24 protein-coding genes are annotated in these 21,581 nt (G+C 62.3%); 13 read left to right on the top strand and 11 right to left on the bottom strand.

Annotated elements, in window-relative coordinates:
• The first annotated feature begins 32 nt into the window (after positions 1-32).
• A complete protein-coding gene (locus AC097A_RS11920; RefSeq protein ID WP_479621280.1) occupies positions 33-848 on the top strand; it encodes a transglutaminase-like domain-containing protein in 816 nt (271 codons plus the stop codon).
• Positions 845-1,567: a proteasome-type protease gene (locus AC097A_RS11915; RefSeq protein ID WP_479621011.1), complete on the top strand. Its 723-nt coding sequence runs from the start codon at positions 845-847 to the stop codon at positions 1,565-1,567. Before AC097A_RS11920 ends, AC097A_RS11915 begins: the two co-directional genes overlap by 4 nt.
• Positions 1,568-1,572: 5 nt before the next feature.
• On the opposite strand, the gene AC097A_RS11910 is transcribed toward AC097A_RS11915, so the two are convergent.
• Both AC097A_RS11910 and AC097A_RS11905 read right to left on the bottom strand, forming a co-directional pair.
• Positions 1,573-2,394, bottom strand: coding sequence for an alpha/beta fold hydrolase (locus AC097A_RS11910; RefSeq protein WP_479621010.1), 822 nt, complete (start codon positions 2,392-2,394; stop codon positions 1,573-1,575).
• Between the two features lie 17 nt (positions 2,395-2,411).
• Positions 2,412-2,930: a CBS domain-containing protein gene (locus tag AC097A_RS11905; protein ID WP_479621009.1), complete on the bottom strand. Its 519-nt coding sequence runs from the start codon at positions 2,928-2,930 to the stop codon at positions 2,412-2,414.
• Between the two features lie 129 nt (positions 2,931-3,059).
• On the opposite strand from AC097A_RS11905, the gene AC097A_RS11900 reads away from it, so the two are divergent.
• Complete coding sequence (locus AC097A_RS11900) at positions 3,060-3,389, top strand: J domain-containing protein (RefSeq protein WP_479621008.1); 330 nt, start codon at positions 3,060-3,062, stop codon at positions 3,387-3,389.
• Here the strand turns inward: AC097A_RS11900 and AC097A_RS11895 are convergent.
• From AC097A_RS11895 to AC097A_RS11880, 4 genes are all read right to left on the bottom strand, one after another.
• Positions 3,342-4,103, bottom strand: a complete 762-nt coding sequence (locus AC097A_RS11895; RefSeq protein ID WP_479621007.1) for an alpha/beta fold hydrolase — start codon at positions 4,101-4,103, stop codon at positions 3,342-3,344. The two genes, AC097A_RS11900 and AC097A_RS11895, sit on opposite strands and share 48 nt — an antisense overlap.
• Positions 4,104-4,218: 115 nt before the next feature.
• Positions 4,219-4,668 carry a DUF4124 domain-containing protein gene (locus AC097A_RS11890; protein WP_479621279.1) on the bottom strand — a complete coding sequence of 150 codons (450 nt, stop codon included), beginning with the start codon at positions 4,666-4,668 and terminating at the stop codon, positions 4,219-4,221.
• A gap of 52 nt (positions 4,669-4,720) precedes the next feature.
• The gene (locus tag AC097A_RS11885; protein WP_479621006.1) at positions 4,721-4,939 is read right to left on the bottom strand and encodes a hypothetical protein; all 219 of its coding nucleotides are present in this window, start codon (positions 4,937-4,939) and stop codon (positions 4,721-4,723) included.
• 506 nt (positions 4,940-5,445) lie between these two features.
• A complete protein-coding gene (locus AC097A_RS11880) occupies positions 5,446-6,171 on the bottom strand; it encodes a Crp/Fnr family transcriptional regulator (RefSeq protein ID WP_105261988.1) in 726 nt (241 codons plus the stop codon).
• 162 nt (positions 6,172-6,333) lie between these two features.
• Here AC097A_RS11880 and AC097A_RS11875 point away from each other — a divergent pair, with 162 nt between their 5' ends.
• From AC097A_RS11875 to AC097A_RS11840, 8 genes are all read left to right on the top strand, one after another.
• Positions 6,334-8,286, top strand: a complete 1,953-nt coding sequence (locus AC097A_RS11875; protein WP_479621005.1) for an AMP-dependent synthetase/ligase — start codon at positions 6,334-6,336, stop codon at positions 8,284-8,286.
• Positions 8,283-9,068, top strand: a complete 786-nt coding sequence (locus AC097A_RS11870; protein ID WP_105261990.1) for an ABC transporter ATP-binding protein — start codon at positions 8,283-8,285, stop codon at positions 9,066-9,068. The genes AC097A_RS11875 and AC097A_RS11870 overlap by 4 nt, the downstream gene beginning before the upstream one ends.
• 11 nt (positions 9,069-9,079) lie before the next feature.
• Positions 9,080-10,009: a branched-chain amino acid ABC transporter permease gene (locus AC097A_RS11865; protein WP_479621004.1), complete on the top strand. Its 930-nt coding sequence runs from the start codon at positions 9,080-9,082 to the stop codon at positions 10,007-10,009.
• A 126-nt stretch (positions 10,010-10,135) separates the two neighbouring features.
• Positions 10,136-11,212 (top strand): ABC transporter permease subunit, encoded by a 1,077-nt coding sequence (locus tag AC097A_RS11860; RefSeq protein WP_315473988.1) that lies wholly within the window; start codon positions 10,136-10,138, stop codon positions 11,210-11,212.
• 61 nt (positions 11,213-11,273) lie between these two features.
• Positions 11,274-12,608 (top strand): ABC transporter substrate-binding protein, encoded by a 1,335-nt coding sequence (locus AC097A_RS11855; RefSeq protein WP_479621003.1) that lies wholly within the window; start codon positions 11,274-11,276, stop codon positions 12,606-12,608.
• 178 nt (positions 12,609-12,786) lie between these two features.
• Positions 12,787-13,596, top strand: coding sequence for an ATP-binding cassette domain-containing protein (locus tag AC097A_RS11850; protein ID WP_315479665.1), 810 nt, complete (start codon positions 12,787-12,789; stop codon positions 13,594-13,596).
• An 84-nt stretch (positions 13,597-13,680) separates the two neighbouring features.
• Complete coding sequence (locus tag AC097A_RS11845; RefSeq protein ID WP_479621002.1) at positions 13,681-14,934, top strand: phenylacetate--CoA ligase family protein; 1,254 nt, start codon at positions 13,681-13,683, stop codon at positions 14,932-14,934.
• Positions 14,935-15,137: 203 nt separating this feature from the next.
• Positions 15,138-16,109 carry a tripartite tricarboxylate transporter substrate-binding protein gene (locus AC097A_RS11840; protein WP_479621001.1) on the top strand — a complete coding sequence of 324 codons (972 nt, stop codon included), beginning with the start codon at positions 15,138-15,140 and terminating at the stop codon, positions 16,107-16,109.
• Positions 16,110-16,163: 54 nt separating this feature from the next.
• Here the strand turns inward: AC097A_RS11840 and AC097A_RS11835 are convergent, their stop codons facing one another.
• Entirely contained in the window at positions 16,164-16,493 is a 330-nt protein-coding gene (locus tag AC097A_RS11835) for a DUF1840 domain-containing protein (RefSeq protein WP_479621000.1), read from the bottom strand.
• A 76-nt stretch (positions 16,494-16,569) separates the two neighbouring features.
• Between AC097A_RS11835 and AC097A_RS11830 the strand changes: the two genes are divergently transcribed.
• Positions 16,570-16,896: a polyhydroxyalkanoic acid system family protein gene (locus AC097A_RS11830; RefSeq protein ID WP_315495554.1), complete on the top strand. Its 327-nt coding sequence runs from the start codon at positions 16,570-16,572 to the stop codon at positions 16,894-16,896.
• A 60-nt stretch (positions 16,897-16,956) separates the two neighbouring features.
• On the opposite strand, the gene AC097A_RS11825 is transcribed toward AC097A_RS11830, so the two are convergent.
• Entirely contained in the window at positions 16,957-17,211 is a 255-nt protein-coding gene (locus AC097A_RS11825; protein WP_479620999.1) for an acyl-CoA-binding protein, read from the bottom strand.
• A 95-nt stretch (positions 17,212-17,306) separates the two neighbouring features.
• Between AC097A_RS11825 and AC097A_RS11820 the strand changes: the two genes are divergently transcribed.
• Entirely contained in the window at positions 17,307-18,860 is a 1,554-nt protein-coding gene (locus tag AC097A_RS11820; protein WP_479620998.1) for a wax ester/triacylglycerol synthase family O-acyltransferase, read from the top strand.
• Between the two features lie 18 nt (positions 18,861-18,878).
• Here AC097A_RS11820 and AC097A_RS11815 read toward each other — a convergent pair whose 3' ends face one another.
• Genes AC097A_RS11815 through AC097A_RS11805 form a run of 3 tightly spaced genes read right to left on the bottom strand, consistent with a single transcriptional unit; the run spans position 18,879 to position 21,575 of the window.
• Positions 18,879-19,652 carry a hypothetical protein gene (locus tag AC097A_RS11815; RefSeq protein ID WP_479620997.1) on the bottom strand — a complete coding sequence of 258 codons (774 nt, stop codon included), beginning with the start codon at positions 19,650-19,652 and terminating at the stop codon, positions 18,879-18,881.
• A 6-nt stretch (positions 19,653-19,658) separates the two neighbouring features.
• Entirely contained in the window at positions 19,659-20,315 is a 657-nt protein-coding gene (locus AC097A_RS11810) for a TetR/AcrR family transcriptional regulator (protein ID WP_094481862.1), read from the bottom strand.
• A 9-nt stretch (positions 20,316-20,324) separates the two neighbouring features.
• Positions 20,325-21,575 carry a patatin-like phospholipase family protein gene (locus tag AC097A_RS11805; RefSeq protein WP_479620996.1) on the bottom strand — a complete coding sequence of 417 codons (1,251 nt, stop codon included), beginning with the start codon at positions 21,573-21,575 and terminating at the stop codon, positions 20,325-20,327.
• Positions 21,576-21,581 lie beyond the last annotated feature (6 nt).

Below are 21,581 nucleotides of genomic sequence, written 5' to 3'. Positions count from 1 at the left end.
CTCCGTTGTGGCCAGACACCGCAGGCACCGGGCTGCAGATCCGCGTGGGCTTTGAAATCGAGTACCTGTGCCCTGCGCCCACACCCATGCTGCTGGCGCTCAGCATCCACTACACGCGCGCGGGCGACCTGATCATTCCCGACCTGCTGGTGAGCGAGCCACCCGTGAAGCTGGACACCTACCGTGACCTGTTTGGCAACTGGTGCAGTCGCATCGTCGCGCCGCAGGGGCGGCTGGTGCTGCGCACCGATGCCCTGCTGCACGACACCGGTCTGCCCGATGCCTGGGTCCCCACGTTGCAGCAAACGCCTGTGGAGCAGTTGCCAGAGGCTGTGTTGGTGTATTTGCTGGGCAGCCGTTACTGCGAGACCGACCAGCTCTCCGATATGGCCTGGCGCGAGTTTGGCGACGGCCCCACGGGTTGGGCGCGCGTGCAAGCCATTTGTGATTTTGTGCACCACCACATCGAGTTTGGCTACCACCACGCGCGCCGCACACGCACCGCCGTGCAGGCCTTTCATGAAGGGCGGGGCGTGTGTCGCGACTACGCGCACCTGGCGATTGCCCTGTGCCGCTGCATGAATATTCCAGCGCGCTATTGCACGGGCTACCTGGGCGACATTGGCATTGCGCCCGCCACCGGGCCGATGGATTTTGCCGCCTGGTTTGAAGCCTATTTGGGGGGGCGCTGGTACACCTTCGATGCACGCAACAACACCCCACGCATCGGCCGCGTTCTCATGGCGCGGGGCCGCGATGCCTGTGATGTCGCACTGGCCAACACCTTTGGTCCCAACACGCTGCAACGCTTCACTGTCTGGGCCGACGAGGTCACCCCCGACGCATGACCTACTGCGTGGGCGTCAAGCTGGACGAGGGGCTGATTTTTGCCAGCGATTCACGCACCCACGCGGGCGTGGACAACTATGCCAAGTTCAGCAAGATGATGGTCTTTGAGAGCCCTGGCCAGCGCGTCATCGTATTGCTCAGCTCGGGCGGGCTGGCGGCCACGCAGGCGGTCATCAATGTGCTACGCCAGCGCGCCTTAGGCGATCCGCCCCATCTTTGGAGTGTGTCGTCCATGTTCGACGTGGCCAACCTGGTGGCTGACGCCATGCGCGACATCGAGCGCCGCGACGGCCCCTTTATGGAATCGGGCGGGCTCAAGTTCAATGCATCGTTCATTTTGGGCGGGCAGATTGCGGGCGAGCCCATGCGCCTGTTTCGCCTGTATGCCGAGGGCAACTTCATCGAAGCCGGCTCGGACACCATCTTTCTGCAAACCGGCGAGGCCAAGTACGGCAAACCCATTCTCGACCTGGCCGTCACCTCGCGCGCCACACTGGAAGACGCCACCAAATGTGTGCTGGTGTCGTTCAACTCCACCATGCTGAGCAACCTGTCGGTGGGTATGCCGATTGACTTGTTGTGTTACGACTGCGATAGCCTGCGGGTCAGCAAGCGGCGACGTTTTGACGAGGACGACCCCTACTTCGCCCAGCTCACCGGGCAATGGCTGCTAGGCACCCGCCAGGTGTTCCACGATCTGCCGGCACTGGTGTGGTGAATGCCCTAGGCGCGGATGAAGCCCAGCAAGTCCTGGCTGAGCTTGAGCTGGTGGGTGGCCAGCAGACCGTGGGGAGCGCCGTCGTACTCCAGCAGGGTGGACTGCGCAATACCTTGGGCCGCCGCACGGCCCGCTGCGTCGATGGGCACAATCTTGTCGGCCGTGCCGTGGATGACCAGAGTGGGCACGGTGAAGGCTGGCAAGTCGGCTCGGAAGTCCGTGCTGGCAAATGCCTTGGCGCAGGCCAGGGTGGCTTGCAGGCTGGCCTGCATCGCCTGGCTGTGTGACCAACCCAGTACCTCGTTGCTCACGGGCTGTGACATCAGCCCCACACCATAAAAGTCTTTGAAAAAACCTGTGTAGAACTTCGCGCGGTCGCTGTACAAACCCAACGCTATCTGGTCAAACACCGTTTGTGGCGTGCCATGGGGGTTGTCATCCGCCTGCAGCATGTACGGCACCACCGATGCCAGCAACACGGTTTTCACCACCGACTTGCCCGCGTGGCGCGACATGTAGCGCGCCACTTCGCCCCCGCCCATCGAGAAACCCACCAGTGTCACGTCATGCGCGCCGGTCTCGCCAATCACGGCGGCCAGATCGTCGGCCAGGGCGTCGTAGTCGTAGCCGCTCCAGGGCTGGCTAGAGCGGCCAAAGCCGCGCCGGTCGTAGCTGATGGCGCGGTAGCCCGACTGCGCTATCGCCATGGCTTGTTCATCCAATGTGTCGCAGGACAGCGGCCAGCCATGCAGCATGACTACTGCCCGCCCGCTGCCCCAGTCTTTGACGTACAGCTCGGTGTTATCGGCGGTTTTGACAGTTGCCATGCGTGTCTCCTTGCTTGTTAGTGGTAGCCAATGCCCATCACGTAGTTGCGCAGCAGGGCCTCTTCGTAGCTGCCCGATGCCAGTAGCGCGCGCAGCCCGTCACGCGCGTTAAAAACGCCTAACGGAATGTTGTCTTTGCCCATCACAGGCACGTGCACTAGCCCGCGGCGGTGCATCACGGTCAGCACCTCGGCCAGCGAGTCGCTGGGGGCACACACCGTGTAGTCGCGCGCCATCACTTCGCCGGCTTGCGTGGTGAAGATGTCGGCCTTGCCAAAGCCCAACTGGCGCACCAAGATGGTTTCGGTGATGGTGCCCACCATGGCGCCGGTGGCATCACAGACCACCACCATGCCAATTTGGGCGCTGGTTAGCAGTGCGGCCACTTTGGCCAGCGAGGCCTCGGTTCCCACCCGCAGCAGCCGCGAGCGGGTGATGGTGTCGATGCTGCCAACCAAAGCTGGCGTGACGGCGCCCAGCTCTGCCGCCGCCGAATGCACCTCCACGCTGCCGATATAGAGAAAGTCACTGGTCATGGCGCCATGGTGGCCGGCCAGGTCGTCTGCGTCTGTATGCAGCCGCACACTGCCGGAGATACAGATGCACTACCGCTAATGTGCGTTGGTGCACAGGCAGCCAGCGGGTTTTGCCGCACCGTAGTCACCATGCCGCACTCCACCCCCACCACTTGGTACGATGCCCTGGAGCTGAGCCCCAGCGCCAGCCCACCGCTGATCAAGGCCGCCTACCGCTGCCTGGCGCAACAGCACCATCCGGACAAGAACCCTGGTGCGCTGGATGCCGGCGCCCGGTTTGCGCAGATCAACCAGGCCTACGCCGTGTTGTCAGACCTGCAGCGCCGGCGCGTCTACGACCGCAGTCTGGGCATCGTCAGCCCCACCAATGAGCGCCGCGCGCCTTGGACTCCGGTGGTGGCGCCGCTCGCATCAGGGATCCCGGGTCTGCGTCTGTTTGCCTTCCGGCCGCTGGTGTAACGCAATTCGCCCAATGGCGGCCGACAGTGCCGCAGCTTGGGAGAAATAGGCCGAGTGGCTGGCCTCGATCTGCTGCACCGACGCGCAGGGCGACTGCGCCACCATGCGGCGCTGCAACTCGGGTGTGACCGCGCGGTCCTGCGTCAGTTTGATGTAGTGCCGCGGTATGCGGCCATAGCGTGCGTCCGTCAGCCGCAGCCGGGTCAGCGCGGGCAAGGAGGGTTCGGGCGTCAGCAGGCTGTGCGCCAGTGCCACATCCGCTGCGTCGCAGTCCGCATACAACGTGGCCTGCCGCGCGGCCGGCGGCAGCGCATCGGTCAGTGTGCGGCGGCTGATCTGGATGTGGCGGCGCACCAGCGAGTCTTTGTCCTGGCGAAAGTAGTCCGCCACCCGCTCGCCATCGCGCAGCAAATAGGCCGCCAGGTACACACAACTCGCCACCTTGTCGGGCCGCATTTCGGCCACGGTAGACGCCACAATGCCGCCGCGGCTGTGCGCCACCAGTAGCGCGGGTTCTGGCAGCGGGTCCAGCAGGTCACACACGGCGTGTGCCATTTGTTTAAGCGTGGTGCGCCCGCGCAGCCAGCGCCACTGCGTGCCATGCGCGGGCAGGTCGGGCACATGCACCCGGTGCCCCGCTGCTTGCAGATGCGGCACCACCTTGTGCCAACACCACGCGCCATGCCAGCTGCCATGTAGAAGAACAATGTCCATATTTCACTCCCCTGATGTTTGCGCGGCCCATGTGGCGCGCTGGGGTGAACACTACGGTGGAAGCGGCGCCGTGTCTGGCCGCTTTCGGACACGCGATTGGGCGGTGCCTAACGCGTCAATTGCGTCGCGGGCCACATTTCAGCTCGGGGCTGGCCACCTCGTTGCATTGGTCAAACGCCTCCGGTTTGATGCTCCCCTGGGTTGTTCGGAAGGGGCCAAAACACGCGCTGCTTTCGTCGTAGATGCGCCACCACGTGGGGCAGTCGGTGGCGTCGGTAATGGCGTCGGTGGGCCGCTTTGCGCTGCGTGGCGCGTGCGGTAAGCCAGACGCCGCTCCCGCGGGCGGCAAGACGCCGAGATCACGCGCCCGGAACTGTTCGTCCGCCGAACGCCGCTCCGCATCCCGCTGCTGCGCCGGCGTCAGCTCAAACTGTTCCGAGTCGGTGCAGGTCGCGCTGGTCTGGTACGCCGATGGCACCGCGTCCGACACATGTGTTTTCCCCGCTGCATCCACCCAGCGGCAAACAGGCGTTGCCCCCGCGCCCGCAGATGCGAACGCTAACACCAAGGCGATCGGCAGCAGGTGGCTGCAGTGGTTCAATGGAGTTCGACGTGGCTTAGGTATGGGCATCTTTGTCTTGACTTTTCATGCGGTAGCCAAGGAGGAAACGCTCTGTTATGACCGCGGCTTCATCACGCCGAGAGGAGGGCAGCTCCGCTATGAAGTCGGTCAAGCTGAATGAAACCAAGAGCCATGAGTCTCTGATGTCTTCCAGTGCCTTGGTCAGGGTCTGCCAATCAGGATCAGGAGTGTCTGAAGCATTGTTTGGTGTCACGGTCTACGCCCTCATTCAGAGAAATTCGATGGTCAGGTGTTAACCAACCGTGTACTGCGTGGCTAAGGTGCCCGTGGCAGTAGCTGCGCGCTGCTGCATTGCTCTGGGCTGTAGGCAAGACTAGCTCCGAAGGCAGACCGACTCTGTGCGAAAACGCACACTATGCTCCCCAAGTTCGCACGGCCGTTAGCCGTGGCTCGCGTTCTCCGGCTCACTTCGCGGGCGGCTGCTTCTGGTAATTTGAGGTGACTGCGTGAACGGCGTGGTTGGCGCGCTGGCTCTGTGGCAACCGCAAATGGAGCCTGCACCCGCGGACCCCACCACCGGCCTTGGTGGCGTTTGACCCAAGAAGCTCATCTCACCATAGAGTCTGCGAGGCATCGAATGACTTCTTTTCCGTCCTCATACCCGAGCCGCCTGCCCCGCCCACACGGCAGCGCGCAACCTATCGCATTTCAATCAATTTACTATAAAAACAATAGCTGCTCGCGCATATTCCATAGGCGCTAGGCAGTGATTTGACGCGTAAACACGCGCGACCGCAGTGCCTGCAAGTCCAGTACGCGCAAGCCACCATACTCCACACGAATGAAGGCCTGCGCCTCCAGCGCGTTCAGCGCCTCGTTGACCCGCTGGCGGGACAGACCCACCAGGTAGGCCAGCTCCTGCTGGGTGATGCGCAGCACCTCGCCCACGCCGGGGTAGAGCACGGGGTTGAAGAGCGAGGCCAGGCTGCGTGCCACGCGGATGTCGGGGTTGGTCATGCGGTCGATCTCGCGTGCGGCGATGAACTGGCCCAGGCGTTCGTTGAGCTGGTTCATCACAAAGCGGTTGAAGCCAATCGAATGGTCCAGCAACCAGTGGAAGGTGTCCACATGCAGGCCTGCCACGAGGCTCTTGCGCAGCGCCTGGATGTTGTAGCGGTAGGTCTCGCGCTTCAGCGCCGTGCCCTCGCCAAACCAGCCGCCGGGTGGCACGCCGGTGAAGGTCATGGTTTGGCCCTCGGCGTTGTCGGTGCTCATCTTCAGCAGGCCGTCCACCACGCCAAACCAATACGTCACCGGGCGGCCCATGCGGCACAGGTATTCGCCCGGCGCGGCCTCTGCAATCCGCAGGTCGTCCACGGCGCGCTGGCGCTCGTCGGGCAGCAGCACTTGCAGCCACGGAATGGCGGCCAACTCCACGTCGGTGAGCGGGCGGCGGCGCTGGTGCAGGCTGGGGTCGGCGGTCATAAGGAGGCCTTGTAAGTTGCCAATAAGTGAAGGGAAAACACCTACCGAGAAATGCACAAATTGTCGTCCAAACGACAACTTGGCGTCAAATGCAGTCCTACCATTCGCCCCATACCAAAAGCCCCTTGGCGCATGCCGGGGGCCATAACGAGGTGACACGCAATGGGTACGCACACGACATTTCCGCAGCTGTTGCTGCAGCACGCCAGCCAGCGCCCGCAGGCGCCGGCCATGCGTGAAAAGGAATACGGCATCTGGCAAGCGCTAACCTGGGCCGAGCTGGCGCAGATGGTGGAGCAGATTGCCGCGGGCTTGCACCAGGCCGGCCTGCAACGCCACGACCACATGGTGGTGGTGGGTGCCAACCGGCCCCGCCTGTACGCCACCATGCTGGCTGCGCAAAGCCTGGGCGCGGTGCCCATTCCGCTGTACCAGGATGCGGCCGCACCCGAGTGTGTGTTCCCCATCAACAACGCCGAGGTGCGGTTTGCGTTTGCCGAAGACCAGGAGCAGGTCGACAAGCTGCTGGAGGTGCGTGAGCAGTGCCCCCAGCTGGCCCACATCTACTTTGACGACCCGCGCGGCCTGCGCAATTACGACGAGCCCGGCCTGGCCGCCATGGACGAACTGCAGGCGGCGGGCAAGGCGTTTGTGGCGCTGCATCCCGGCTTCTTCCAGGCCGAGGTCACCAAGGTCGCGCACACCGATGTGGCGGCCATGTTTTTCACCTCCGGCACCACGGGCAACCCCAAAGGTGTGGTGCACACGCACGACTCGCTGTTGAACCGCGCCCGTGCCGGCGCCGAGTTTGACCGCCTTACCAGCGACGAAGATGTGTTGGCCTACATGCCACCGGCCTGGATTGGGCAAAACATCTTCAGCTACGCGCAGTGGCTGTCGTGTGGCTATGTGGTGAACTGCCCCGAGAGCAGCGCCACCGCCACCATCGACCTGAAAGAGATTGGCCCGACCTACTACTTTGCGCCGCCGCGTGTGTTTGAGGGCATGCTCACCACGGTGATGATCCGCATGGAAGACGCGGGCAGCATCAAGCGCAAGCTGTTCCATTACTTTATGGGCATGGCCAAGAAAGTGGGCCCGGCGCTGATGGATGGTCTGCCCGTATCGGCCACCGACCGCGCGCTGTATGCGCTGGGCAATGTGCTGGTGTACGGCCCGCTGCGCAACACGTTGGGCTTCAGCCGCGTGCGTGTGGCCTACACCGCGGGCGAGGCGATTGGGCCGGACCTGTTCACCTTCTACCGCTCCATCGGCATTAACCTCAAGCAGCTCTACGGCTCCACCGAGACGGCGGTGTTTGTGTGCCTGCAGCCCGACAACCAGGCGCGTGCCGACACCGTGGGGGTGCCTTGCGCGGGGGTGGAGATCAAGGTGGCCGACAACGGCGAGATTTTGGTCAAGTCGCCCGGCCTCTTGAAGGAGTACTACAAAAACCCCGCCGCCACGGCCGAGGTGCTTACCGCAGACGGCTGGTACCACACCAGCGATGCGGGTTTCATCGACGCGCAGGGCCACCTCAAGATCATCGACCGCGTGAAAGACGTGGGCCGCATCAAGGGCGGTGCCAACGACGGCGCCATGTTCGCGCCCAAGTACGTGGAGAACAAGCTCAAGTTCTTCCAGCACATCAAAGAAGTGGTGGCCTATGGCGATGGCCGCGAGCAGGTGTGTGTGCTCATCAACATCGACTTTGACGCGGTGGGCAACTGGGCCGAACGCCGCAACCTGCCCTATGCAGGCTACACCGACCTGGCGCAGAAGCCCGAGGTTTACCAGCTCATCAAGGAATGTGTGGAGAAAGTCAATGCCGACCTGAGTGCGGACGCGCTGCTGGCCGGCAGCCAGGTGAGCCGCTTCCTGGTGCTGCACAAAGAGCTGGACGCCGACGATGGCGAACTGACGCGGACCAACAAGGTGCGTCGCGGCTTTATTGCCGACAAATACAGCGTGCTGGTAGACGCCTTGTACGGCGGCAAGACCAGCCAGTTCATTGAAACCCAGGTCAAGTTTGAAGACGGGCGCACCGGCAGCGTGAGCGCCACGCTGCGGATTGACGACAGCAAAACCTTTGCCCCCGTGAAGGCAGCAGCATGACGAAGAAAAAAATTGGCGACGTCATCCTCGACGTCAAAAACATCTCCCTGCGGTTTGGCGGCGTGAAGGCGCTGACCGACATCAGCTTTGATGTGCGCGAGCATGAGATCCGCGCCATCATCGGCCCCAACGGTGCGGGCAAAAGTTCGATGCTCAACTGCATCAACGGTGTGTACGCGCCGCAAGACGGTGCCATCACCTTCCGTGGCCACACCTTCAAACACATGAACAGCCACCAGGTGGCCAGCATGGGCGTGGCGCGCACTTTCCAGAACCTGGCGTTGTTCAAAGGCATGAGTGTGCTGGACAACATCATGTCTGGGCGCAATCTCAAGATCAAAAGCAACATCCTGCTGCAGGCCCTGCGCATTGGCCCGGCGGAGCGCGAAGAGATCCAACACCGCGAGGCGGTGGAACGCATCATCGATTTCCTGGAAATCCAGGCTTACCGCAAAACCCCCGTGGGCCAGCTGCCCTATGGCCTGCAAAAACGCGTGGACCTGGGCCGCGCCCTGGCCATGGAGCCGCAGGTGCTGCTGCTGGACGAACCCATGGCCGGCATGAACGTGGAAGAGAAGCAGGACATGTGCCGCTTTGTGCTGGACGTGAACGACGAGTTTGGCACCACGGTGGTGTTGATTGAACACGACATGGGTGTGGTCATGGACATCAGCGACCGCGTGGTGGTGCTGGACTACGGCAAAAAGATTGGTGACGGCACACCCGACGAGGTGCGCAACAACCCCGACGTCATCAGCGCTTACCTCGGCACCAGCCACTGAAAGACAAGACCATGGCATTTTTTCTGGAAACTCTTCTCGGCGGCCTGATGGCGGGCATGCTGTATTCGCTGGTCGCGCTGGGCTTTGTGCTGATCTTCAAGGCCTCTGGCGTGTTTAACTTTGCGCAAGGCGCCATGGTGCTGTTTGCCGCATTGGCCATGGCCCGGTTTGCGGAGTGGATTCCGTTGCACCTGGGCATTGCCAACCCTATTGCCGCCAATGTGTTGGCGTTTGTCGGAGCTGGTCTGGTGATGTTTGTTGTTGCCTGGGTGATTGAGCGCCTGGTGCTGCGCCACCTGGTCAACCAGGAAGGCACCACACTACTGATGGCCACGCTGGGCATCACCTACTTCATGGAGGGCCTGGGCCAAACCATCTTTGGCAGCAGCATCTACAAGATCGACATCGGCATGCCCAAAGACCCTGTGATGATTTTGGAGAGCAGCTTTGAAGGCGGCATCCTGATCAACAAAGAAGACTTCTACGCCGCCATCATCGCCGCCGCCCTGGTGGCGCTGCTCAGCGTGTTCTTCCAGAAAACGGCTACTGGCCGGGCCCTGCGTGCCGTGGCCGATGACCACCAGGCTGCGCAATCCATCGGCATTCCGCTCAACCGCATCTGGGTCATCGTCTGGTGCGTGGCCGGTGTGGTGGCGCTGGTGGCCGGAATGATCTGGGGCAGCAAGCTGGGCGTGCAGTTTTCGCTGACGACCGTGGCGCTGCGTGCGCTGCCGGTGGTGATTCTTGGCGGCCTGACTTCTGTGCCCGGCGCGATTGTGGGCGGTCTCATCATCGGTGTGGGCGAGAAGCTGTCCGAGGTGTATCTCGGGCCTTACGTGGGTGGCGGCATCGAGATCTGGTTTGCCTATGTGTTGGCACTTGGCTTCCTGTTGATCCGCCCGCAAGGATTGTTTGGCGAAAAAATAATCGATCGTGTATGACATACACGATCAACCCGCAGGCGGGTTCTTCGCTGCAAGCGAAGGATCATTTTTCAGCGAAGACTCACTTTGCGAAGCAAAGTTAAGCGCAGCGTGTCGCAGCTAAAAGATCATTGAGAGAAACACATGTTCTACAGAGAAAACGGCCAATTCAAAACCACCTATCGCGCGGACCAGCAAATCTTCCCGATTGCGCAGGACCGCATTGCCCTCCTGGCCCTGCTGGTGGTGGCGTTTGCGGTGGTTCCCATGCTGGCCAGCGACTACATGTTCCGCGCCATCCTGATTCCCTTCTTGATCTTCTCGCTGGCCGCGGTGGGGGTGAATATTCTGGTGGGCTACTGCGGGCAAATCTCGCTGGGCTCGGGCGCCTTTATGGCGGTGGGGGCCTATGCGGCTTACAACTTTTTTGTGCGCATCGAGGGCATGCCATTGCTGGTGGCGCTGCTGCTGGGCGGGGTGAGTTCTATGCTGTTTGGCATGGTGTTTGGTTTGCCCAGCTTGCGGGTCAAGGGCTTGTACCTGGCGGTGGCCACGCTGGCCGCGCAGTTTTTTGCCGACTGGATGTTTTTGCGCATCCAGTGGTTCACCAACAATTCCCCATCGGGTTCGGTGTCGGTGTCCAACCTGCAGGTGTTTGGTTTCTCGTTGGAGAGCCCGGTCGCCAAGTACGTGTTTTGCCTGAGCCTGCTGGCTGTCATTGCGCTGCTGGCCAAAAACCTGGTGCGTGGCGCGGTGGGCCGTGAGTGGATGGCGATCCGCGACATGGACGTGGCGGCCGCCGTGATTGGCATTCGCCCCATGTACGCCAAGCTCAGCGCGTTTGCGGTCAGCTCCTTCATCGTGGGCGTGGCCGGTGCGCTGTGGGGCTTTATTTACCTGGGGGCCTGGGAGCCCGCAGCCTTCTCGGTAGACCAGTCGTTTCGCCTGTTGTTCATGGTCATCATTGGTGGCATGGGTTCCATCGCCGGGGCCTTTTTTGGCGCGGCCTTTATTGTGGTGCTGCCTATTTTTCTGAGCCAGTTCCTGCCCGTGCTGGCCAGCCTGTTTGGTATCGAGATTTCCACCGCGGGTATCTCACATGCCGAGCTGATGATTTTTGGCGGTCTGATTGTGTGGTTCCTGATCGTGGAGCCACACGGCCTGGCCAAGCTGTGGTCGATTGCCAAACAAAAACTGCGCCTCTGGCCTTTCCCCCATTAGGGCCTTCGCGCTGGTCCCCGTGTTTTCCCCGTGCTTCAACACTTAATTACAGGAGAGACAAATGAAGCTTTCTAAACTCGTACTCGCAAGTGCCATCGTGGCCGCAGGTGCTTCTGTTCTGGTGGCTGGCAATGCCTACGCCCAGGCCAAGGAGCAATTCATTCCGGTGCTGTCCTACCGCACCGGGCCGTATGCGCCCAACGGTGTGCCATGGGCCAACGGGTATGTGGACTACATCAAGCTGACCAACGCGCGCGGTGGTATCAATGGTGTGAAGTTCTCGTTTGAAGAATGCGAGACCGGTTACGACACGGCCCGCAGCGTCGAGTGTTACGAGCGCCTGAAGGGCAAGAACGGGGGCGCCTCGTTTGTGCAGCCGCTGTCTACGGGCGCTACGTTTGCCATTACCGAGAAGGCTCCGGCCGACAAGATTTCGGTGGTGACCGTTGGTTATGGCCGCAGCGAAAGCGCAGACGGCACGGTGTTCAAGTGGAACTTCCCCATCGCCGGTACTTACTGGGTGGCGGCAGACGCCATCCTGCAGGCCATCGCCAAGAAGGAAGGCGGATTTGACAAGCTCAAGGGCAAGAAAATTTCGCTGGTCTACCACGACAGCCCGTTTGGCAAAGAGCCCATTCCGCTGCTGCAGGAGCGTGCGGCCATGCACGGCTTCACGCTGACGCTGCTGCCCGTGACGGCACCCGGCGTGGAGCAAAAAGCCACCTGGCTGCAGGTGCGCCAGAACCGCCCTGACTTCGTGGTTTTGTGGGGCTGGGGCATCATGAACAGCACCGCCATCAAAGAAGCGCAAGCCACCGGTTACCCGCGCGAGAAGATGTATGGCGTGTGGTGGGCCGGTGCAGAGCCGGACGTGAAAGACGTGGCCGACGGTGCCAAGGGCTACAACGCGGTGACCATGCAACACGGTGCCGAACCCAACTCCAAGTTGGTGAAAGACGTGATGGCCATGGTGCACAGCAAGGGCCAAGGCACGGGACCCAAAGAAGAAGTGGGCCAGGTGCTCTACATGCGCGGTGCCATGAGCGCCATGCTGGCCATTGAAGGTGTGCGTTCTGCGCAAGACCGCTTTGGCAAGGGCAAGGTCATGACCGGCGAACAAGTGCGCTGGGGCCTGGAAAACCTGAACCTGACCCAGCCCAAGCTGGACGCCCTGGGCTTTGCTGGCGTGATGCGCCCCATCAGCACCTCGTGTGTGGACCACATGGGTGCCTCGTGGGCCCGTATCCATACCTGGGATGGCAAGGCCTGGCAGTTCACGTCTGACTGGCTGCAGGGTGATGAGCAAATCATCAAGCCCCTGGTCAAGAGCACGGCCGCCAAGTACGCCACCGAGAAGAAGCTGACACCGCGTACCCCGGCCGACTGTCAATCTTGATAGCACCCCCGTTGCCCGCTCACTGCGTGTAGCGGTCCTCCCCCCTCAAGGGGGCAACACCAGCGGCCCGGCAAAGCCGGTTCCGCGGTGTTTCTGGAAGGGTGGCTTGCTTCGCTTGCCACTCTCCAGATGAAAGCTTCACGCTGCGGGGCTTTCATCTGGTCAACAAGGCTTAGCTATGGAACCGAAAAACATTGTTCTCAACGTGAATGGCATCGAGGTCATTTACAACCACGTCATCCTGGTGCTCAAGGGCGTGTCGCTGCAGGTGCCCGAGGGCGGCATCGTCGCCATCTTGGGCGGCAACGGTGCAGGCAAGACCACCACCTTGCGTGCGGTGAGCAACCTGCTGGCGGGCGAGCGTGGGGCTGTCACCAAGGGCAGCATTGAGTTGCGTGGTGAGCGCATCGAGAACCTGAGCCCGGCCGACCTGGTGCAGCGCGGCGTGGTGCAGGTGATGGAGGGGCGGCATTGTTTTGCCCACCTGACGATTGAAGAAAACCTGCTGACCGGGGGCTACACGCGCAAGAGCAAGGCCGAGGTGGCGGCGAACCTGGAGAAGGTCTACGCCTACTTTCCGCGCCTCAAGACCCGCCGCACCAGCCAGGCGGCCTACACCTCCGGCGGCGAGCAGCAGATGTGCGCCATTGGCCGAGCGCTTATGGCCAACCCCAGCATGGTGCTGCTGGACGAACCGTCCATGGGGCTGGCGCCGCAAATTGTGGAAGAGGTGTTCGAGATTGTGAAAGACCTGAACGCCAAGGAACGTGTGACCTTTTTGCTGGCCGAGCAAAACACCAATATGGCGCTCAAGTACGCCGACTACGGCTACATCATGGAAAGCGGCCGGGTGGTGATGGACGGTGCGGCCGAGGACCTGCGCACCAACGAGGACGTGAAAGAGTTCTACCTGGGTGTGGGTGGTGGTGAGCGCAAGAGCTTCAAGGACGTGAAAAGTTACAAACGCCGCAAGCGCTGGCTGGCCTAGATTGCTATGGTTTTAGTAGCTGTTTGCGCATATTCCACGTGGGCTAGAGCCCTAAAACACCCTTAAACCCCTCGGCAGACCACCATGACCCGACCCTACGACGCCCTGGAAACCCGCTCCCCCGACGCCCGCGAAGCTGCGCTGATGGCGGCGCTGCCCGCGCAGGTGGCCTATGCCCAGCGCCAGGCCCCGGCCTTTGCCCGCATTCTGGACGGTGTGGATGCCACGCAGGTGGTGGACCGCGCCGCGCTGGCCCGGCTGCCCGTCACACGCAAGTCGGAGTTGCAGGCCCTGCAGCAGGCCGCACGGGCCGAAGGTGGCAGCGTGTTTGGTGGCTTCAGCGCGCTGGGGTTTGGCGCCGCCATGCCACGTGTGTTTGCTAGCCCGGGGCCGATCTACGAACCCGAAGGTACGGGCCAGGACTATTGGCGCATGGCACGCGCTATCTATGCCGCGGGCTTTCGGCCGGGCGAGTTGATCCACAACAGTTTCAGTTACCACTTTGTGCCGGCCGGCTCGATGATGGAAACCGGCGCCCACGCGCTGGGTTGCACCGTGTTCCCCGGTGGCACCGGCCAGACCGAGCAGCAGGTGCAGGCCATGCGTGAACTGCAACCGGCGGGTTACATCGGCACGCCCAGTTTTCTGAAGATCATTCTTGAAAAAGCGGCTGAGATGGGCGTGACCATTCCCAGTGTGACCAAGGCCATGTTTGGCGGCGAGGCGTTTCCGCCGTCCCTGCGCGACTGGTTTACCACCCAGGGCGTGGACGGGTACCAGTGTTACGCCACGGCTGATCTGGGCTTGATTGCCTACGAAACCACGGCCCGTGAAGGCCTGGTGCTAGACGAAGGCGTGGTGGTAGAAATTGTGCGCCCCGGCACCGGCGACCCGGTGCTTGACGGCGAAGTGGGCGAGGTGGTGGTGACCACGCTGAGCGCAGGTTACCCGCTGGTGCGTTTTGGCACGGGGGATTTGTCGGCCGTGCTGGCCGGGCCGTGCCCCACGGGCCGCACCAACACCCGCATCAAGGGCTGGATGGGCCGGGCCGACCAGACCACCAAGGTGCGCGGCATGTTTGTGCACCCCAAACAGGTGGACGAGATTGCCAAACGTTTCCCCGAGGTGGGCCGCGCCCGGTTGGTGGTGAGCGGTGAAATGGCCAGCGACGCCATGGCCTTGCACATCGAGGTGTTGGGCAGCCCGGACGGGCTGGCCAGCCGGGTGGGCGAGGCGATTCGGGACGTGACCAAGCTGCGCGGTGACGTGGTGCTGGTGGCGCCCGGCAGCCTGCCCAACGACGGCAAGGTGATCGAGGATGCCCGCAGCTATCGCTAGGGCAGCGGTTGCAGTGCAAGCGCCGATAAGGGTTTTCCCGAGCTGTTGAACACCACAGTTACCAAGCGGTGCAGGCGTGGATAACCTTCGTTCGGCGCATTCCAGATTTCGCATCTTTAATACCCCTGCCCACTAGGTGCTTTCCGCATGACAGCGGGCAGTGGTGCAAGCTAGACTGCACACATTAACTAGGAGACTGACCCATGAAAAAACTACTCGTCGTTGTGGCCGCAATGGCTGCTGTTGGTGCCCAGGCACAAGACTTCCCGTCCAAGCCCATTTCCATCGTGGTGCCCTTCGCTGCAGGCGGTCCTACCGACCGTGTGGCCCGTGACCTGGCCGAAGCCATGCGCAAGCCCCTGGGCGGCGTGAGCATCATCATCGACAACGTGGCTGGCGCCGGTAGCTCCATCGGTTCCAACAAGGTGGCCAAGGCCGCTCCCGATGGTTACACCCTGCTGGTGAACCACATCGCCATGGGCACCATGCCTTCGCTGTTGCGCAACATGCCGTTCAAGGTCGAGTCTGACTTTGAGTACGTGGGCATGATCAACGACGTGCCCATGACCCTGATTGGCCGCCCCACGCTGCCCGCCCAGAACTACAAAGACCTGAGCGGCTGGATTGCGCAGAACAAGGGCAAGATCAACCTGGGTAACGCCGGCATCGGTTCCGCCTCCCACCTGTGTGGTTTGCTGTTCCAGAACGCCGTGGCCACCGACATGACCACCATCCCCTACAAGGGCACGGCCCCCGCCATGACCGACCTGATGGGCGGCCAGATTGACCTGATGTGTGACCAGACCACCAACACCACGCAGCAGATCGAAGGCAAAAAAGTCATCGCCTACGCAGTGACCACCTCCAAGCCCCTGACCACCCCCGCGCTCAAGAGCCTGCCCACGCTGCAAGACTCTGGCCTGAAGGGTTTTGAAGTCACCATCTGGCACGGTATTTATGCCCCCAAGGGCACCCCCGCCGACGTGTTGACCAAGCTGAACTCGGCCCTGAAAGTGGCCTTGAAAGACCCTGACTTCATCAAGAAACAAGAGGCTTTGGGCGCTGTGGTGATTACCGACAAACGTGTCGAGCCGGCGGAACACAAGAAGTTTGTGGCTGCTGAAATCGCCAAGTGGAGCCCTGTGATCAAGGCCGCTGGCGTCTACGCCGACTAAGCCCAGGTCTTCTGGTCCCGTCTGGGGCCGAGACCCTCCATCGTCTGGTGGCGCCTAGGTGCCCCAGACGATTTCTTTTTGGGCCTTCAGGCTGCGTTGCAGCATGTCCAGCAAGGGCGTGGCGCGCTGGCGCAGCGAAATGCCGGCTACCTGGGTGGCCTCGCCGTTCGCCTGTGCGTCGCGTGCGGCCTGGGCGCGCTGGGCGTCTTCGGCGGCAATCGCCGCTTCCAGCGCGGCTTTGGCAGCCAGCATGTCCTCGGGCAATAGGATGCCTTTGGCGGGAGCGCCTTCTTCGAACTTGCCCCAGATTTGCAGGATCTGGCGGCCATTGGGTTCGAGCATGATGACGTCGCTGGTGACCTTGGATTTGAACTTGTAGAGCATGGCGATGGACCCCGGTTTTATGGTGCAATGTGCCCACCCTTTTACCCCAAACACAAATCACCCGAGGAGCAGCACCGTGGCAGACCTTCACCTTCTTCGCGAACACAGCCTGGGCCTGGCCGGTGCCCGCAAAATTGCCTTCGAGTGGGCCGAGCAGGTAGAGCAGGAGTTCGACATGGAATGTGTCTACACCGAAGGCAAGACCGAAGACGAGGTGAGTTTCAAACGCTCGGGTGTGAACGGCACCTTGTTGGTGACCCAGGACCAGTTTGAGTTGAACGCCAAGCTGGGCTTTTTGCTGGGCGCGTTCAAGGACAAGATCGAGGCTGAAATTGTCAAGAACCTGGACCAGCTGCTGGCGCCCAAGGCCAGCAAGGCCAAAGTGGCGGCGAAAAAAAAGTAGCGTAAAACGCTACTTTTTTGATAGCTGCTCGCGCAGCACCTATGAGGGCTAGGGCCTGATTTAGCTCAAAGATTCGATCAGGTCGATGTACTGCTGCATGGCGTCATCGTTGCTGATGCCCTTGAAGCCATTCCAGGCATCCCACTTGGCGCGGCCCACCATGTCGGCAAAGCCGGGTTTCTTTTCGGCGTTGTCGCCGGCGGTGGCTTGTTTGTAGAGCGCATAGATCTTGAGCAGGGTGCCGTTGTCGGGGCGCTCGCTCAGGTTTTTGGAATTTGCAACGGCGGCTTCAAAAGCGGCTTTCAGGTCGGCCATGGTGTTCTCCATTGATGGTTACCCGCGTATCTTACGGTGCGTTTTCACTGCAGAATAGGCAAGCACCCCCAACCCCTGTTCAGCCCGGAGAATCCATGGTCACCCGAGTTCTTGCCAAAGATGTAGCCCAGAAGGCCAAACGCCAGACCCAGAAGGCCGCGCGGGTGGTGCAAAAAAACGTGACCGATGCGGTGGTGGGCTCCCTGGGCTTGCATGGCGAGCGCATGAGCAAGGTGGACACCGCCTGGCTGCGCATGGACTCGGCCGCCAACTTGATGATGATTGTGGGCGTGTGGGTGATCCACCCCAAGCTCAAGCTGGCCGACCTGCAGCTGCGCGTGGAAGAGCGTCTGCTCAAGTACCCCCGTTTTGTGCAGTGCGCCGTGGAAGATGCGGCGGGAGCCACCTGGGTGAAAGACCCGGCCTTCGATATTCGCAACCACCTGGTGACCGAGACCTTGGCCAAAAAACCGGCCGGCCGCGAGCAGGAGGCCTTGCAGGACCGCCTGGCCCAGCTGACCATGGAGCCGCTGGACAAGCAGCACCCGCTGTGGCAATTCCACTTGGTCGAGGACTACAAAGGGGGCTCCGCCCTGATGGTGCGTATCCACCATTGCATTGCCGATGGCATTGCCCTGATCTCGGTCACCCAGTCGCTGGTGGATGGCGGCGCACCGCCGCCCCAGCGCTCCCCGCGCGCCGCGAGCGCTGAGGGGCTGGAGGGCGCCGAGGAGTGGATTGCCAACGCGCTGCTCAAACCCTTCACCAGCATGACGGTCAAGGCCCTGGGCGCCGCGGGCGAGGGCGCGGCCCGTTCCATGGGCCTGCTGATGGAGCCGCAAAAAGGCATGGAGCAGGGCATGCACAACTCGGTGGATGCCGCCAAGATGGCCTACCAGGTGGTGAGTGACCTGGCTGCATTGGCCTTGATGCCTGACGACTCGCCGACCCGTCTGAAGGGCATGCCAGGCAACCGCAAACGTGTGGCCTGGTGCCCGCCGATTCCGCTGGAAGAGGTGAAGGCCGTGGGCAAAGCGCTGAACTGTTCGATCAACGACGTGTTACTGAGCTGCGTGGCCGGTGCCATTGGCGAGTACCTGAAAGAGCAGGGCGAGGTGGTCAAGGGCAAGGAAATTCGCGCCATGGTGCCGGTGAACCTGCGGCCCATGGAGCAGGCCTACAAGCTGGGCAACCAGTTTGGCCTGGCGCCGCTGGTGCTACCGATTGGGGTGGAGAACCCGGTGGAGCGTGTCTACGAGGTGCGTGCCCGCATGCGGGGGCTCAAGGGCAGTATGCAGCCCTTGCTGGCCTTTGGCCTGCTGGCGGTGGCGGGCCTGCTTATCAAGCCCGCGCAGGATGCGCTGCTCAACCTGTTTTCCAAGAAAACCACTGCGGTGATGACCAACGTACCGGGCCCGCGCGAGAAGCTCAAGATTTGCGGATCGACCATTGAGGAGACCCTGTTTTGGGTGCCCCAAAGCGGCTCGGTGGGGCTGGGCGTGTCGATATTGAGCTACGGTGGTGGTGTGCAGTTTGGTGTGGTGTCGGACGCCAAGTTGTGCCCGGACCCGCAGAAAATCATCGACCAGTTTGAGCCGGAGTTTGCCAAACTCTCCATGCTTACGCTGATGTTGCCCTGGGGCGAATAAGCCCAGAGGGCAAGGGGTTCAGGCGCTGAGTTCGGCCAGCACCCGGGCCACGCCCAGGTGCTCCATGGCATCCATGGGGCGCACGCTGGCGGCCGCATCAAAGAGGCGCTGGGCCTCGGCCATACGCGCCTCACCTTCCAGCATCAGCAAGGCCTTGCCGTACTCGGTGAGCGCAATGGCGGCATGGGGAATGCGGGCCATGCCTTCGGCAAACAGGCTCAGTGCGGTTTCCCGTTTGGCGCCATAGGTGAGCTGCCCAATCAGGGCGCCCACTTTGTCAATGACTTCGGCATGGAAGGCGGCCAGCGCGATGTAGGCGTCGGCGTGTTCGGGCTGCAGGGCCAAGGTGGTTTCAAACGCCGTTTTGACCTTGGCGCCCATGCCCTTGGCCAGGGCCTTGGCCACACTCACGCCCTGGCTGTAGCGCCCCAGGGCGTAGCCATGCAGGTAGTGGGCATTGGCGCAGTCGGGGGTTTGCGCGGCCAGGGCTTCGCAGCGTTTGGCCACGTCCATGAACAGGTCCAGGCGTGTTTTCTCGCCGGGTTCCAGATAGTCCGCGTAGATCAGGCGCGCCTTGTTGGCGACGATGGCACCTGCCACCCCCAGTGCGTCGCCCGCAAGGGCAGCGGCCTGGAATTCGCCGCGGTGGTAGAGCACCCAGGCATCCAGTACACGTGGGTCGCTGGGCAGGGGCTCCTGGTCCCCACGGTGCAGCACCGCCCACTGCGCGCGCAGGCCCGTGGCATCAAACGGGTGCTGCTCGGGGTGGGGGAAGGCGGTCCAGGTGGTCATTGCGCGTCAAGGGCTGGTGTAAGCCCCTGCCAGGGTGAGCAGGTGGGTGCGTTGCTGGGGCTCCAGGTAGGGCACCAGCAGGTTAAGCACATGGTGGGCCCCGCGCATCAGTGCGGCCTGGGCGCTGGCCGGCTCCAGCGCGTTGCGCGGGTCGCGCACGTATTCAAAACTCAGCCAGTAGGTCAGCACCACCACCATGCTGGTGGCGGTAGGCTCCATCTCCCGCGCGTCCATGCGCAGCGCGCCCGAGCGCGCCATGCTCTCTAGCAGGGCGCGGATGGAGCGGGTCTTGTTTTTCAGCACGCTCTGGAAATGGGTCTCCAGGCGGCGGTTTTTGCTGAGCAGGTCGTTGAGGTCGCGGTACAAAAAGCGGTACTGCCAGATCAGCTCGAACAGGGTGTGCATGAAGAACCAGGCGTCTTCCACATCACGCACGTTGTCGCTGGCGTTGAGCACTTCGTTGAGCGAGCGCTCGTAGCGGTCAAACAGTGAGTTGATCAGCTCGTCTTTGGCCGGGTAGTGGTAATAGAGGTTGCCGGGGCTGATGCCCAGTTCGGCCGAAATCAGCGTGGTGGAGACGTTGGGTTCGCCAAAGCGGTTGAACAGCTCCAGCGTGACTTCCAGAATCCGTTCGGCGGTGCGGCGAGGGGCTTTTTTGACCATCGGGTGCCTTTAGTGCAGGGCCTTGGCGGCGGTGGGCGCGGCCACCAGGTGGCCCAGGTCGTCCATCAGCTCCTGCAGGGAGGCAATGGCGCGCCCCAGCTCGGTGGGCGCCTTCTTGGGCAGGCACAGGTGGCGCTTGGGGTCGTTGAGCACATCGTGGTTCAGACTGATGCCGTGGCGGGCCAGTTTGGCGGAGAGGCCGGTCTGGCGTGAGCGCAGCATCTGGCGGGTCTGCTGGTAGGCGTGCTCGGCCAGGTGGCGACGCTGCGCATAACTGAAGGTGTTGGCCAGGTACAACTCGGGGTCGCGGTGGTCGGGCTCGATCCAGATGATGTCGGTGTCGGGGTAGGCGTGTTCGTAGTGTTTCATGCCCAGTTCCATGCGCGAGTGGATCATGGAGCGGAAAGTCTGGCTCAGCACGGCCGGCAGGCCACCATCCACAATACGCGGGATTTTGCGTTTCTCTTGCGGCACACCGCGCTGCATCACCTTGTCGAACTGCGGGGCGGTGGCATCAAAAGGGACCAGCGGGTTCAGACAGATCATCAGGTCGATTCCCTCCTCCAGGGCCACCGAGGCATGCATGGTCTTTTTGAGGGCGCCATCCACGTAGTACTGGTCCTCAATTTCGACCGGGGGGAACAGCCCTGGCAGGGCCGAGCTGGCCTGCACGGCCTGGGAGATGGGGATGTGGTCAAACCCGGGGCGCCCAAAGGGGGCTGCCTCGCCACTGTCCAGGTTGGTGGCGACCAGCGTGAGCCGGGTCTTGAGTTGGCGGAAATCGTTGGTGCGGCCTTCCTGGCTGAACAGGCGCGCCAGCTGGGTATTCACCTGCGCGTTGGAAAACACACCCGTGGGCAGGCCGGGGCTCAGGCGCTCCAGTGCTCGCAGCAGGGAACTGCGGCCACTGAGCACTTGCCAGGCCACTTGCAGTGCCAAGCCCGGCAGCATGATGCCGCGGCGGGCAAATTCACCGTAGGCCGGCTCCATGAGCCAGGAGGGGTCAAAGGTGTCGGACGGGGTGCTGTCGTTTTCGATGAAGGACGCACACATGTCCCGCGGCGTGAGGCCGTTGGCCAGGGCCGCTGCAATAAAACCGCCGGCCGACACGCCGATGTAGTGGTGCAGTTGGTTGAAGTTCAGGCCTTGCAGCGATTCCTCCAGCGCGCACATGGCGCCGACCTCGTAAATCGCTCCCAAGGGACCACCTCCGGCGAGTGCAAGCGCAATCTTGGGGGCAGTATTTTTCTGTACGGTCATGGTCTG

It is taken from the genome of Rhodoferax sp. XS2R6, assembly GCF_056521365.1.
The sequence above is the reverse complement of the archived record's forward strand: the minus strand, read 5'-3'. Positions and strand labels throughout refer to the sequence as shown.